Source organism: Pseudomonas sp. BNK-44-b (genome assembly GCF_047456245.1).
GTDB lineage: Bacteria > Pseudomonadota > Gammaproteobacteria > Pseudomonadales > Pseudomonadaceae > Aquipseudomonas > Aquipseudomonas machongensis.
The window spans coordinates 2545221-2559104 of sequence record NZ_CP179908.1 but is presented as its reverse complement, the minus strand read 5'-3'; the positions used below and the strand labels follow the sequence as shown (position 1 = coordinate 2559104).

General features: G+C 59.8%; 12 protein-coding genes. 5 read left to right on the top strand and 7 right to left on the bottom strand.

Annotation, left to right across the window (positions count from 1 at the left end; translation table 11 throughout):
- The first annotated feature begins 190 nt into the window (after positions 1 to 190).
- Positions 191 to 1762, top strand: coding sequence for a TerC family protein (locus tag ACMGGG_RS11510; RefSeq protein WP_112898340.1), 1572 nt, complete (start codon positions 191 to 193; stop codon positions 1760 to 1762).
- On the opposite strand, the gene rarD is transcribed toward ACMGGG_RS11510, so the two are convergent.
- Both rarD and ACMGGG_RS11500 read right to left on the bottom strand, forming a co-directional pair.
- Positions 1725 to 2612 carry an EamA family transporter RarD gene (gene rarD, locus ACMGGG_RS11505; RefSeq protein WP_054890689.1) on the bottom strand — a complete coding sequence of 296 codons (888 nt, stop codon included), beginning with the start codon at positions 2610 to 2612 and terminating at the stop codon, positions 1725 to 1727. The two genes, ACMGGG_RS11510 and rarD, sit on opposite strands and share 38 nt — an antisense overlap.
- A 33-nt stretch (positions 2613 to 2645) precedes the next feature.
- Positions 2646 to 4232 carry an EAL domain-containing protein gene (locus ACMGGG_RS11500; RefSeq protein ID WP_414155516.1) on the bottom strand — a complete coding sequence of 529 codons (1587 nt, stop codon included), beginning with the start codon at positions 4230 to 4232 and terminating at the stop codon, positions 2646 to 2648.
- 308 nt (positions 4233 to 4540) lie between these two features.
- Between ACMGGG_RS11500 and hppD the strand changes: the two genes are divergently transcribed.
- Positions 4541 to 5617: a 4-hydroxyphenylpyruvate dioxygenase gene (gene hppD / locus ACMGGG_RS11495; RefSeq protein ID WP_063544992.1), complete on the top strand. Its 1077-nt coding sequence runs from the start codon at positions 4541 to 4543 to the stop codon at positions 5615 to 5617.
- A 16-nt stretch (positions 5618 to 5633) separates the two neighbouring features.
- On the opposite strand, the gene ACMGGG_RS11490 is transcribed toward hppD, so the two are convergent.
- Positions 5634 to 6440, bottom strand: coding sequence for a CSS-motif domain-containing protein (locus ACMGGG_RS11490; protein ID WP_162714401.1), 807 nt, complete (start codon positions 6438 to 6440; stop codon positions 5634 to 5636).
- Positions 6441 to 6782: 342 nt separating this feature from the next.
- Here ACMGGG_RS11490 and ACMGGG_RS11485 point away from each other — a divergent pair, with 342 nt between their 5' ends.
- Positions 6783 to 8852, top strand: coding sequence for a PAS domain-containing sensor histidine kinase (locus ACMGGG_RS11485; protein WP_063544991.1), 2070 nt, complete (start codon positions 6783 to 6785; stop codon positions 8850 to 8852).
- 6 nt (positions 8853 to 8858) lie between these two features.
- On the opposite strand, the gene ACMGGG_RS11480 is transcribed toward ACMGGG_RS11485, so the two are convergent.
- Together ACMGGG_RS11480 and ACMGGG_RS11475 are read right to left on the bottom strand one after the other, a co-directional pair.
- Positions 8859 to 10451: a response regulator gene (locus ACMGGG_RS11480; protein WP_414155515.1), complete on the bottom strand. Its 1593-nt coding sequence runs from the start codon at positions 10449 to 10451 to the stop codon at positions 8859 to 8861.
- 100 nt (positions 10452 to 10551) lie between these two features.
- Entirely contained in the window at positions 10552 to 11607 is a 1056-nt protein-coding gene (locus ACMGGG_RS11475) for a HEAT repeat domain-containing protein (RefSeq protein ID WP_054890683.1), read from the bottom strand.
- Between the two features lie 195 nt (positions 11608 to 11802).
- On the opposite strand from ACMGGG_RS11475, the gene ACMGGG_RS11470 reads away from it, so the two are divergent.
- Entirely contained in the window at positions 11803 to 12672 is an 870-nt protein-coding gene (locus tag ACMGGG_RS11470; protein WP_414155514.1) for a pirin family protein, read from the top strand.
- A 42-nt stretch (positions 12673 to 12714) separates the two neighbouring features.
- Here ACMGGG_RS11470 and ACMGGG_RS11465 read toward each other — a convergent pair whose 3' ends face one another.
- A complete protein-coding gene (locus ACMGGG_RS11465; protein WP_054890681.1) occupies positions 12715 to 12942 on the bottom strand; it encodes a DUF6555 family protein in 228 nt (75 codons plus the stop codon).
- 322 nt (positions 12943 to 13264) lie between these two features.
- Here ACMGGG_RS11465 and ACMGGG_RS11460 point away from each other — a divergent pair, with 322 nt between their 5' ends.
- Complete coding sequence (locus ACMGGG_RS11460; protein ID WP_054890680.1) at positions 13265 to 13543, top strand: DUF1652 domain-containing protein; 279 nt, start codon at positions 13265 to 13267, stop codon at positions 13541 to 13543.
- A 24-nt stretch (positions 13544 to 13567) separates the two neighbouring features.
- Here ACMGGG_RS11460 and ACMGGG_RS11455 read toward each other — a convergent pair whose 3' ends face one another.
- Positions 13568 to 13855 (bottom strand): hypothetical protein, encoded by a 288-nt coding sequence (locus tag ACMGGG_RS11455; protein ID WP_063544989.1) that lies wholly within the window; start codon positions 13853 to 13855, stop codon positions 13568 to 13570.
- Positions 13856 to 13884 lie beyond the last annotated feature (29 nt).

Here is a 13884-nt window from a genome sequence, read left to right as displayed (position 1 = left end):
TGCTCAATTGGAGCTGTTACAGCTTTTGTAATAGTTTCACACTGTCAGGAAAACCTGCTTCGATTGTAGGATCACCTTCCCAAATTTCTATCAAGGTATTTATGAGCACCTTCGCGGAGCCCCCCAGTCTTCGGCCGTCCTGGCCATCCTTTCCGCGTCTTCGTGACGTTTCTCCCGAGAGTACCCGCTAATGGAATGGCTAGCTGACCCCACGGCCTGGCTAGGCCTGTTGACGCTTATCGTCCTCGAGCTGGTACTGGGTATCGACAACCTGGTCTTCATCGCCATCCTCGCCGACAAGTTGCCGCCGCATCAGCGCGACCGTGCCCGGGTGATCGGTTTGACCTTGGCATTGCTGATGCGCCTGGGCCTGTTGGCCTCCATCTCGTGGATGGTGACCCTGACCGCGCCGTTGTTCGAGGTCTGGGGCAAGAGCTTCTCTGGCCGTGACCTGATCATGCTGTTCGGTGGTGTGTTCCTGTTGTTCAAGGCCACCATGGAGTTGCACGAGCGCCTGGAAGGGCATGTGGCCCAGAGCACCGGCGCTGTGCGTCACGCTGCCTTCTGGCCCATCGTCGCGCAGATCGTCGTACTCGATGCGGTGTTCTCGCTGGATGCGGTGATCACGGCCGTTGGCATGGTCGAGCAGCTCTCGGTGATGATGATCGCAGTGATCTTCTCCATCGGTATCATGATCGTTGCCAGCAAGCCGCTGACCCGTTTCGTCAACGCTCACCCGACCGTGATCATGCTGTGCCTGGGCTTCCTGATGATGATCGGTTTCAGCCTGACTGCCGAAGGCCTGGGCTTCCATATCCCTAAAGGCTATCTGTATGCGGCGATCGGTTTCTCGATCCTGATCGAGCTGTTCAACCAGGTGGCTCGGGCCCGCCGCAAACGCAGCCTGCAGCAGCACAAGCCGCTGCGCGAGCGCACGGCGCATGCTGTACTGCGCTTGCTGGGGGGGCGACGTATCGAGGCCGATGAAGTGGGCGAGGAGATCGCCGACCTGGTCGAAGGGGGGGAAGAGCATGTGCTGTTCGACCGCCGCGAGCGGGTGATGATCAGCGGTGTGCTGAACCTGGCCGAGCGACCGATACGCACCGTGATGACTGTGCGTGCCGAGGTGGATGCCATTGATCTGGCGCTGTCGGATGAAGCCATTACGCAGGTCCTGGTCAACTCGCCCTACTCGCGACTGCCGTTGATTCGTGACGGTCGTATCGACGAGCCACTGGGCTTCGTGCACAAGAAGGAGTTGCTCAAGGAGTTGCTCTCGGGCAATCAGCCAGACCTTGAAAGCATGGTGCGTACACCGCTGAACCTGCTGGAGAGTTTCAGTATTCTCAACGCGCTGGAGCAGATGCGTGGTCAGTCCACCCACATTGCCTTCGTGGTCAACGAATTTGGTGACTTCACCGGCGTACTGACCATGACCGACATCCTCGAGTCCATCGCTGGCGAATTGCCGGACGCCAGTGAGGTGGAAGGGCCGGGGATCGTCGAGGAGTCGGGCGGTTTCGTGGTCAGTGGTGCCCTGAACCTGAGCCAGGTTCAGGCGCGTACCGGCTTCGTCGCCCGCGCCACCGAGGATTACCAGACCCTGGCGGGCTTGGTGATGAGCCTGCTGGATCGCCTGCCGGTGGTAGGCGATCGACTGGCCTGGAACGGCTGGACCATGACGGTGGTGGCGGTGGAGGAGAGGCGGGTGCGGCAGGTGCGTCTTACACCGAGCGACGACGCTGACGCAGCAGGTGCTTGATGCCTTCGAGCACCAGCACCAGCACCGCAGCCCAGATCGGCAGGTAGGTCAGCCACTGGTCAGGCGCGATGCTCTCGCCCAGTAGCAGGGCTACGCCGACCAGCAGCACCGGTTCGACGTAGCTGAGCAGGCCGAACAGACCGAACGGCAGCAGGCGACTGGCGAGCACGTAGACGATCAGCGCCGAAGCGCTGATCGCTCCCAGCAGTGGGATCAGGGCGTACAGGCCTGGATGTGCAGCCAGGTCGGCACTCGACAGCGGGCCTTGGATCACGAAGTACAAGGCCCATGGCAGCAACAGGCACATGTCGCACCACAAGCCGCCCAGGTGGTCGGTGCGGCAGCGTCGGCGCAGCACGAAATAGATCGGGTAGCCGATCACAACCACCAGCGTCTCCCAGGCGAAACTGCCATGCTGGTACAGCTCGTGACCAACGCCAAGCGCGGCGCAGCCTACCGCCAGCTTCTGCAAGCGTGACAGGCGCTCGCCATAGGCCACTCTGCCGGTCAGGACCATGGCCAGCGGCAGCAGGAAATATCCCATCGACACCTCAAGGCTCCGCCCGTGCAGCGGCGCCCAGAGGAACAGCCATAGCTGGATACCCAGCAGCCATGACGTGCCGACCATGCCCAGTAACAGGCGAGGGGTCTGGCGAACGCGCGCCAGCAGCTCGCCGACATGCTTCCAGTCCTTGCTAAGCAGCATGAACAGGGTGAGGCACGGGAGGGTCAGCAGGGTGCGCCAGCCGAAGATCTCCTCGCCGTCGAGCGGCGCGAGCATGGAGGTATAGAAGTACATCACGGCGAACAGACAGGATGCCATGACAGACGAGATGATGCCTTTTGACACGAAAGCCTCGGTTGCAGAAAGTAAACGGACGAATCAGCCGGGCATGATCTCAGGGGGGACGCCCTGGGGCAACCGCAAGCTGGCGGGCTGTGCAGCGAGCGCCTGAAGGAATTCTTCAAGCGGCATTGGCCGCGCGTACAGGTAGCCTTGCTGGAAATCCACCTGTTGTCGCGCAAGGTAATCACGCTGAACGTCGGTTTCCACGCCCTCGGCGACAATGCCCAGCTCCAGCTTGGTCGACAGGTCGATGATGGTGTCGAGGATGTGCTGTGACAGTGCATCGCTGCCGATCATGGCGACGAAACTCTGGTCGATCTTCAGGTAGTCGATCTTGAACTGCCGCAGGTAGTTGAGGCTGGACTGGCCGGTGCCGAAGTCGTCCAGGGCAATCATCACGCCCATCTGGTGAAGCTTTTCGAACAGCTCCAGGGTGATCGGCGTCGCTTCGATCAGTTTGCGTTCGGTCAACTCCAGGGTCAGGATCACCCTGCCAGGTGGAAAGTGCTGGAGAAAGGTGCGGCAATCGTCAAGCAGTCCCAGGTCGCGGCAGTGGTCGGCGGTGATGTTGATGCCGATGTGGAAGCCGTCCTCCATCAGCGCCGAATAGGGCGCCAGGCCTTGGGCGGTAAGTAGCATCAGGGCACGGGTCATGGGCACGATCTGCCCACTGTGCTCGGCGTAGGGGATGAACAGGTCGGGGCGCACCAATCCCTCGTGCGGGTGTTGCCAGCGCATCAGTACCTCGGCGCCGGCCCAGCGGTAGTCACCCTTGCGCACCACCGGCTGAAAGTATGGGATGAACTCGTTCGCCTCCAGCGCTCGGTTCAACTCGGCCCTTGACGACGAGGCACGTCGCAGTTGCCAACGACAGGCCAGACCGATCAACGCGCCAATGACCAATAGAAGGCCCAACAGCGCCGGGTACTGGCTGCGCAGCACTTCCATCGGTTTGTCCGGACCATAGCCACCGTGGACGCTGAACGGGTAGCGTGCCGAGTATTGGGAGACGTGTGCGCTGGCGGCTGTCGGAGGGGTGCCGGTATGCACGAGGCCGTCGGCACCCAACCAGTGCCTGCCGATCTGAATCCCCAGCGTTTCGTCATCGGCAATCAAGCGCAGGGCCGTGAGCAGATGGTCGCCATCGACCGTGGCGATGGCTCCGCGGCCCTCCTGACCGGTGCGATACACCAATAGGGGATGGCCGGGCGTGATCGAATTGCCATCCATCAGCCACAGCTGACCTTCGGTGTAGTCGAGGGGGTTGACCGGTTCGTCGTAATCGCCCAACAGCGAGGAGCAATACAGGGTGTCGTGGTTGAACAGGTTGGTGGAGCGTACGAACGCATTGCGCGTCACCTGCTCGCGCAAAGCCAGTGTGACTTCGCTACACGGGCGTCCGGCCAGAGACAACAGCGCTTGCGCCGCCGTGGAGACACCATCCAGGATACGCTCCACGTGGTTGACGACCTGCTGGACGGTGGCCTGGCTGTTGTCTCGCAGATCGCGTTCGATCTGCCAGTGCATGATCGCCAGGCCGCACAGTATTGGCAGTGTGCCGACCGCCCAGGGCAGCAGGCGGCGCCAGCTCCAGCGAGCAGGGCGTTTAACCGTAAGAGGCATGCGGGTCTAGACTTGTATGACTGGTGGTTGCACAAGGATAGCTCGGACCTTCGGCGGAGTACCGAACTAATGCGCGACAAAGGAAATTACGCACTGTAGAATCAGTTTACGAATACAAGAATAAGGTCTTTCCCTTCTGGAAAGCCGACCCAGCCGAGACCAGGTTCATATGGCATACCACGGGTTCAAGCTTCTCTATGGCGATTTCCTCTCCCGCAGCGTGAGGGGTATTCCCTGCTCACCACCTCGTCTGTCCGACATCCCAAGCGTTTGACACCGTTTTTTTTGCTGTAGATGAGGACACGAACATGGCTGATATCTTCGACAACCCGATGGGCCTGATGGGCTTTGAGTTCATCGAGTTCGCTTCGCCCACTCCTGGCGTGCTGGAACCGGTATTCCAGGCATTGGGCTTCACCAAGGTGGCCACTCACCGCTCCAAGGATGTCCACCTTTATCGCCAGGGTGGCATCAACCTGATCCTGAACAACGAGCCCAAGAGCATCGCTTCCTACTTTGCTGCCGAGCATGGTCCGTCCGTTTGCGGTATGGCATTCCGCGTGCGCAATGCGCATGAAGCCTATGCCCGCGCATTGGAGCTGGGGGCTCAGCCGGTGGAAATCGAAACGGGCCCGATGGAGCTGCGGCTGCCAGCGATCAAGGGCATCGGCGGTGCGCCGCTGTACCTGATTGATCGTTTCGAGGAAGGCAGCTCAATCTATGACATCGACTTCAACTTTATCGAAGGCGTTGACCGCAATCCGGCAGGCGCGGGGCTGAAGATCATCGATCACCTCACGCACAATGTCTACCGTGGGCGAATGAGCTATTGGGCAGGCTTTTACGAGAAGTTGTTCAACTTCCGCGAGATCCGCTATTTCGACATCAAGGGCGAGTACACCGGGCTGACCTCGCGCGCCATGACTGCGCCGGACGGCATGATCCGTATTCCGCTGAACGAGGAATCGTCCAAGGGCTCGGGCCAGATCGAAGAGTTCCTGATGCAGTTCAATGGAGAAGGTATTCAGCACGTGGCCTTTCTGACCGACGACCTGCTCAAGACCTGGGATGCTCTCAAGGCCATCGGCACGCGTTTCATGACCCCGCCGCCACAGACCTACTACGAGATGCTCGAAGAGCGTCTGCCGGGGCATGGCGAGCCCGTCGATCAGCTACAGGCTCGGGGTATTCTGCTCGATGGTGCGTCCGCGCCTGGCGACAAGCGCCTGTTGCTGCAGATCTTCTCGGAAACCCTGCTGGGGCCGGTATTCTTCGAGTTCATCCAGCGCAAGGGCGATGATGGCTTTGGCGAAGGTAATTTCAAGGCTCTGTTCGAGTCCATTGAGCGCGACCAGGTTCGGCGCGGCGTGCTTAACGTCGACTAGCCTTGTGAACAGGGTGTTACCGGTCAATGACCGGCAACACCCCTTTGACAGGGTATTGTTTACGCAAGAGGCTCCAAAGTACGAGCACCGAGGTGAACAGGCCGATGAGTACGAGGGAGGGCATGATATTTGTCCTGATATATTGTGACTCGCGCGCCGTAAAACCATCAGGATAACCCGCTCTGACGAGGTAACCGTATTTTTCCGATACGCCGCTCTGCGAGAACTCCGACAGCGAGGGGCGTACTTCGTTACGGCTGTCACCGTTGGCCGAGATGTAAAGGCCGCCAAACTCTAGTTCCAACACGACCCCGTCCTTGAAGCCGCGCAGTTCGTTGCGTAGCTCGAGCCCGTAGGTGCTGGCGATAACTGAATGGTTATTGGCGACCAGACGGTACTCCACGAGAATACCGTTGGGGATGGTCGGTGAATTCATGTTGAGTTGCAGGTATTCGCCCTTTGCGAAGTGAGGCGTGTACAAAGGCTTTGTGCCCAGGCTACTGCAAAATCCGATGTCGTTGCGGGTCAACACCAACGAGTGAATCCGCGGGTTACGCCTGGCCTGGTTCTCGAGTTCTTGTTGAACTTCACTGCATGGCTGGGTACTCAGTGGCTGCGCCTGCAGTGCCGCGCCATGTAGGCTATCGAGTACACGATCGATAGCGAACACGGCTTCTTCGATGGAGACCTTCGATTTTTTCTCAAGTTGTCTGTGCATTTGGTAGTCCATGACCACCAATCCCGAGATCACGGGGGTTGTGCCGATCAATACGGAGAGCATGAGATTGGTCACGCGGTGGTTCAGATACCTGGAAATGCTCATTGACTTCTCCCTATCGTTTTGATGAATGAAGAAGCTTGCTCTTGCGTATCGAGTGACGCTGTAAGTCATGTCGTGAATGGGTGGAGACAAACCACCCCTTGCCTGTGCGATTGATTACGGTTGATGGAGTCGCTAGATCACTTGCTCCTTGACCAGTGCCTTGAAAAAAGCCTGCTGGGCGATACAGGTGCAGGCTGATCAGCGCAATCGTCCTCGGGCTGTTCTCTATAGCGATGTGCTAGCCTTCAGGTATTTCATGATCTTCAGGAGTTGCCATGGATTCGGAAACCCTGCCAGCCAACGTGCTCATGCCACTTGGTGCCTTTGCCGGGAGCATTGTTCGTGGCTGCCGATGAACAGGCGCGAAAGGGCGCCACACAAGTCATACACCTGGTTTCGCCATCACCCTCGGTCGAGGTGCGCGCTGAACATCTTCTCCACTTCGATTGGGGCAGCACTCCGTTGGGCCCATTGTCGCAGTGGCCTCCCTCGCTACGTATCGCGGTGGATATCATGCTTTTGTCGCCCTTTCCCTGCGCACTGGCCTGGGGCAAGGAGCTGACTCTGATTCCCAGCCAGAGCTACCTGGCGTTGCTGGCTGACGACCAGCGCCAGGTAGGGAAAAGTTTTGATCAGCTGTGGCATGTTGAATGGGAGCGAATGGGCCCACGGGTCTTCCAGGCGCTGGAGGGGAGGGCCAGTTTTGTCGACGAGTCGCCCATCCAGGTGCGTTATCGTGAGAGCGGTGAACATGCCTGGTTCGCGTTCGGTTACGCCCCCGTGCGCGATGAGGAAGGTACGGTTGCCGGTTTTTTGCACACCGCGATCGATACCACTGCCAGCTTGGAGCAAATCCGCCAGTGGCGTGAACTGGCGCGGAGCTTCGAGCAGCAGATCGGGTGTCATCTACCCAACAGTGATCCTCTCTGGCGCCTGTCACGGGATGCGATGATCATCGTCAGCCGCGATCTCGAACTGCTGGCCGCGAACGACGCATGGCATCGGGTGCTGGGATGGGAACAGCAGTCACTGAACGCGATTGCGCTCGTCGATCTTGTGCATCCCGCTGATCGTGCGGAGGTTCGCCTGGCGATCAATGATCTGCTGATGGGCAAGGTGATCGAACAGGTGGAGTCGCGGCTCAGGCACAAGGATGGGTACTACCGTTGGATGAGTTGGAGTGCGCGGCCCGAGGGCGACGTGCTGATTGCAGTAGGGCGGGATATTACCGAGGAGCGCACCACGATCTTGCGCGAGGCCCAAAGCCTGCTGCGTGATAGCCAGCGAATGGAAACCGTTGGCCAATTGGCGGGCGGCATGGCGCATGAGATGAACAATCTATTGGCGGGCATTGGCGGTAGCCTCGAGTTGCTCCAGCGTCGCTTGGGCCAGGGACGCTTGGAGCGCATCGACGAGTACGTGCATGTGGCGCGCGAGTCGGTACAGCGTGCGATGGCGCTGACCCATCGGCTGCTGGCATTTTCCAGCAGCCAACCATTGCAACCGCGACTACTCGATGTGAACGGCCTGTTGCAAGATCTTGAGCCATTGATCCATCAGGCTCTCGGGCCAGAATTCGCATTGAACTGGCAACTGGACGTAGCGCCCTGGCCAGTGCAGGTCGATCCTGGGCAGTTGGAGGTTGCGATTCTCAACCTGTGTAGCAATGCCCAGGATGCGATGGTTGAAAGGGGCTGCTTGACTATTCGGACGGCCAACGAACGATTTGTGAACGGGGTGGAGCACGATGAAAGCATCCCTGCCGGGGATTATGTCGCCATTCACGTCCAGGATGATGGGCAGGGCATGCCGGCAGACGCGGTGAGCCGTGCTTTCGAGCCGTTCTTCACCACCAAGCCCAAAGGTCGTGGCGCCGGGCTTGGTCTGCCGATGATCTACGGATTTGCTCGCCAGTCTGGGGGTTATGTGTGGATCGAGTCGACGCCAGGGAAGGGTACTCAGGTCACACTCCTGTTCCCGCGCCACCCAGGCGAGCTGCCGAAAGTCAGTGAAGAGGGAGAGGTGCCTGCGTTGAAGCAGGGCCGGAGTGAGCGAATACTGTTGGTCGACGACGAGGGCAATTTGCGGTCATTGATGAAGGAGGTGTTGGTAGAGCATGGCTTTGACGTCATCGAAGCCAGTGATTCCGGTATGGCGCTGGAGCACTATCGTGAGAGTGGTGTATTCGACCTGGTGATCACCGATATCGGTTTGCCAGGTGGTATGAGCGGACGCCAGGTGGGCAAGACGATTCGCCAGGCCAAACCCCTTCAGAAAATCCTGTTCATTACCGGATATACCGCGCAGCCTCTCGAACGCAGCCTTCTCGACCAGCCAGGCACCGCACTCATGCTCAAGCCGTTCTCGCTGCAAAGCCTCACAGTCCAGGTTCAGCGGATGCTCGAGCCCTGACTGCGATCATGCTTCCCCGAGCATCTGTGCCACGCGCTGGCTCAACTGGTTCAGCTCGAAGGGTTTGCAGATCAGTTGCATGCCAGGGGCGAGGAAGCCTTCGCGGGACATTGCCGTTTCCGCGTAACCGGTAATGAACAGGACAGGCAGGTTCGGTCGTAGTGTGCGAGCAATCTCGGCGAGCTGTCGACCATTCATGCCTGGCAGTCCGACATCGCTGATAAGCAGTGCGATGGGCTGTGGGGAACGCAGAAGGTGCAGCGCCTGCGTAGCGTTGCAGGCGCTTTGGCAGGGGAAGCCGTCATCACACAACGCCTGGCAGAGCAGCTCGCGCACTTCGCGATCGTCCTCGACGATCAACACCTCGCGGCAGTTCCCCGCCGTCGGCGTACTTGCAGCCTCCAAGGCCTGCGGCGGGATGCCCAGGCAGCGCGGCAGGTAGAGATCCACCCGCGTGCCCCGGCCAATCTGGCTGTCCACCGTTACGTGGCCGTGGGACTGTTTGCTGAACCCATAGACCATCGACAAGCCCAGGCCTATGCCTTGGCCAACGGGCTTGGTACTGAAAAAGGGTTCGAAGGCATGTTCCAGGGTGCCTTGCGACATGCCCTGGCCAGTGTCGCTGATGGTCAGTTGCAGGTAGTCGCCGCTGCTCAAGCCAGCGTCCTGGAACTGTGCAGCGTCGATGTGCTGGTTGCTGGCTTCGATAGACAGCCGCCCCCCGCTGGGCATGGCTTCCCGGGCGTTGAGCAGCAGGTTGTTCAACGATTCGCGTAACTGTTTGTCGTCTGCCTCGACTGGCCAGAGTTCATCCGACACGCGCAAGGACAGTTTCACCGAGCTGCCCAATATAGCCTGCAACCGCGCGGGCTGGAGCAGGGCATGCAGGTCCACCGCCTGACTCTGCAGCGATTGACGGGAAGAAAAGGCCAGCAGCCTGTGAGTCAGCGTCGCCCCGCGGGCTACGGCGTCTTGCCCCATGCGCAGGACTTTGTCGAGCCCTTCGGTGCGTCCTTGCTGCAGACGCCTGTCGATCAATTCGAAGCTACCGCCGATGCTGGTCAGCAGATTGTTGAAGTCATGGGCAACGCCGCCGGCCAAATGGCCGATAGCTTCCATCTTGCGAGTCTGGTGTCGGGCCTGGTCGCCAGTCTGTAGGCTTTCCAGGCGCTGGTGCAGCGCGCTCAACGCGTTGCGCGCCATGTACTGTCGACGCCGAGCGCGCAGAGCTTGGTTCGTCGTGCCCAGAAGTTGCTGTTCGTCGAAGGGGTAACTCAGGTACGAAAGATTACCCAACCCTTGCAACATCGACGCATTAACGGTCGTCGCATGGGTGTTGAGCAGCAATACCGGTAGGTCGGACCATTCGGGTTGACTATCGATGAACAGGTGCAGGGGTGACTGCGGGTCGTCGGTCAACGCCTGCGAGTCGACGATTACCACGGCGACACCCTCTGCCAGCCATAGGCCAAAGCGCTGCTTGTCGCTTGTACACAGGCATTCAATACCGCTGCCAGACAACAGTTTGGCGACGGTCGCTGCAACCTGCTCGGGTGCGAGGATCAGGGTGCGTTCGTCCAACGACAGCGAACCGGACAAGACGAATCTCCCAGGGCAGTGGCCTGGCCGGAAATGGCCGTGCGTTCAGCGTGCTACTACTCACTGGACCACCAGCGTTTTGTCGGGGTTCAAACGGGTTCTACAAACCTTGTTGCAAATAGGGATCGTCTGGGTTCTGTCGCTCTAGTTCGGCGAGCAAGACTTGTACATTCTGCAGCTGCCCGGTTTCCTTCCAGTAGCGAATCAGCAGTACCCGAGCTCGACGATTGGCAGGCTGGCGGTCGAGCAGGGTTTCCAGCTGTTTTTGTGCTGCTTCGACCTGTTCAAGGTCATGCAGGGTGACGGCCAACGTGTATCGGTAGTCGGCATTGTCCGGTTCCAGTTCCACGGCACGGGAAAAAGCCAGCAAGGCGTATTCCTGTTGATCATGGCGGGTGAGCCACAGGCCCAGTTCATATTGCAGAAACGCAGAGTCCGGGCGCAGCGCCAGGGCTTTGCCCAGCACCTCGCGGGAGGCGTCGTGCTGGCCTTGGCGCTCCAGCAGGCGTACCCGCGTTGCCAGCGCTTGCAGATCCTGCGGTGCCAGAGCAAGGCTGCGCTGAAGCGCCGCTTCGGCCTGCGGATAATCCTGCTCGTGAAGGTACAGGCGCGCCAGGTGGACTTGTGCCTCGGCATCGTCGGGTCGCTGTTCGAGTGCTTGTTGGTATTGCTCCAGGGCGGCCTGCAGCGGTCGGAAATACAGGCCGATGGCATCGGGGTCCAGACCCAGCAATGCATCCACCACGGCGAACCGTACGTTCTGGTCGTCATCCTCGAGCAGAGGGCCGAGGACCAGACTGCGTTGGGCTGGTGGCAGCAGGCGCCGGATGCTGGTGATCGCCGCACGGCGTACAAGGGGATCGCCGTGGTCGAGGTCCTGCTGGGCCAGTTTCAGCGCCTGGGGGGAGGGGTAGTGAGGGAGTTCGGCGTAGAGCGCAGCGCGCCGGATCGGCGGCAGGTCATTGCGTTGCAACTGTTGGTAGAGCACCCGGGCTGCCCCCGGAAGACCTTCGTGGGCCTGGCGCAGTGCCTTGGCATAGCTCTGCGGCGGCAGGCTGGAGGGCACCGGTTTCGGCGCGCGCCACAAATAACCGATCACCCCTGGGATCGCCAGGATGAGCAGCAGTGCGATCAGGTAGCGGCTACGTTTGGGCATTAGTGGTACCGGGGTCAGGAAGGGCTGAGCTTGGGGCAGCCGGCGGCTAAATGCAACGGGGCCGGGCAAGCCTTCGGATTGGAAGGTGCAAGGAAGGATTGTCCTGCATATGAGACAAATAAAGCTATTTTGCCCGCCTAATCCATCATTGTGTTCATCGGTAGAATACTTGCCAGCCAAGAGAGGAGATATCTCGTGAAAAAGATTCTGGGTATTCACCGTAGCCCTCACGCCCATTGGGTTGGGGATGGTTTCCCCGTGCGCAGCCTGTTCACTTACGATCAACTGGCACGCCATATCAGCCCGTTCCTGATGCTGGACTACGCTGGCCCTCACACGTTCCCGCCGACCAACGCCCGTCGCGGAGTCGGCCAGCATCCGCATCGCGGCTTCGAGACCGTGACCATTGTCTACCAGGGAGAACTCGAACACCGAGACTCCACCGGCGCCGGCGGCTTGATCGGCCCTGGCGACGTGCAGTGGATGACCGCGGCCAATGGCATCATCCATGAAGAATTCCATTCGCCGGCCTTTGCCCGCAGCGGTGGCGTGCTTGAGATGGTGCAGCTGTGGGTCAACTTGCCTGCCCGCGACAAACTGACTCCGGCGGGTTACCAGACGCTACTGGATGCTGAGATTCCCCGGGTAGCGCTAGGCGAGGGTATCGGCAGCCTGCGGATGATAGCAGGCGATTACCGTGGACATCGGGGACCTGCCCGGACGTTCACGTCCATGGATGTGTGGGACGTGCGTTTACAGGCTGGGGCAACGCTGCATTTGCCGCTTGCGCAGGGGCGTAATGCCGCGCTGGTTGCACTGCGTGGGTCGATAAGGGTTAACGACCAGCAGGACGTCAGCCCGGCCAGCCTGGTGTTGCTGGAGCGCGATGGCGAACATGCCAGCGTGACTGCACTGGAAGACGCCACCGTGTTGTTGCTCAGTGGCGAACCGATCGATGAGCCGATCGTTGGTTATGGCCCGTTCGTGATGAACTCCCAGGCTCAAATCGCCGAAGCATTCGACGATTACCACGCAGGGCGTTTTGGGCAGATGGTGAAATCCTGAACGCACGTCATGCGGGGTATCTGGCGCTGCCACAAGCCAATTTCAGCCAGAGGCGCGCCAGCTCACCTCGCTGATGCCATAGCGCTCGGCCATGGGTCTGCTGACTTTCTTGATCTTTTCTCGGCCATAGCGGCCGATTTTGCCGACACCGGCATCGCAACTTGCCCAATGCCAGGCCTCGGCATTATCCATACGTTCGGCGCGAATGATGAACGACTTGTGCTCGCCGTGCAGCGCATAGTCGATCACGAACAGTTTTGCATCAATCATCGCTACCCGATTCCTCAGCGCAACGCGCAATCCGACGGTCCATGGCTTGATGCTGTGAAATCGAGCCGGACGATAAAGTTTGCAACATCTTCGTCGCACACGACGAACGGTACTTTGCTGCCGTTTGTCGCATTGCCGAGGCAACCGATCGAACGAGCCATCGCGCCATGGTTCCACTCACTAGAGTGGATAAGGCTTTTGCGCGTTGGGCATTGCCTGGATGAATGGGCTGCCGCCGGGGACATGAGCACTATCAATTGGCGCTACACCTGCACAGTGTGTAGTCACATCAGAGGCAATCCGTTGAAGAGAGGGTCATGACATGTCGTTGATCGGCGTTTCGATGCTGGAAATGCGTCAGTTGATCGAGCAGGCCTGTCTGCCCGATCGTTGCGAAGTGAGTAGCCCCGATGGCGTCAGCCTGACCATTCGCCTGGGGCGTGGTGAGAGCCTGGAGGATGGCTACACCCTGACAGGCGTACCGCTCGATAGCCTTAACAGTTGTCGTGACCTGGTCGGTTTGGTCGGGCAATTGCGTGGCGCGCAACGAGTGGGGCATGCGCCTGACCTCAAGGTGACTGCCCAGAAGGCTTTCATATAGCCTGGTCCCGGGCGGCCGATCGCTTCACTGCAGCTCAAGCAGTAGATTCAAACCACCGTCGCCGCATTTGCCGCAGTCGCGCACTACCCCCCGATAACGGCGTCCCTGCCAGACGAAGGCAACGCTATGGGCACGTTCAACCTTGTCCGGAAGTGGCGGATGGATGTGCAAACGCAGTGCAGGATGCCCTTGCAAATTAAGCGCGGCCAGTTGGGCATGGCATTCGACACTCTGCGCCACTGGGCCGAACAGTGTGTCGCGAACATAGTCGAGCTGCAGGCAGGAGCTGGGCGCGCGGCCGGGCATCTTCATGGCTGTTGCCAGAACGGCGGGTGATCCCG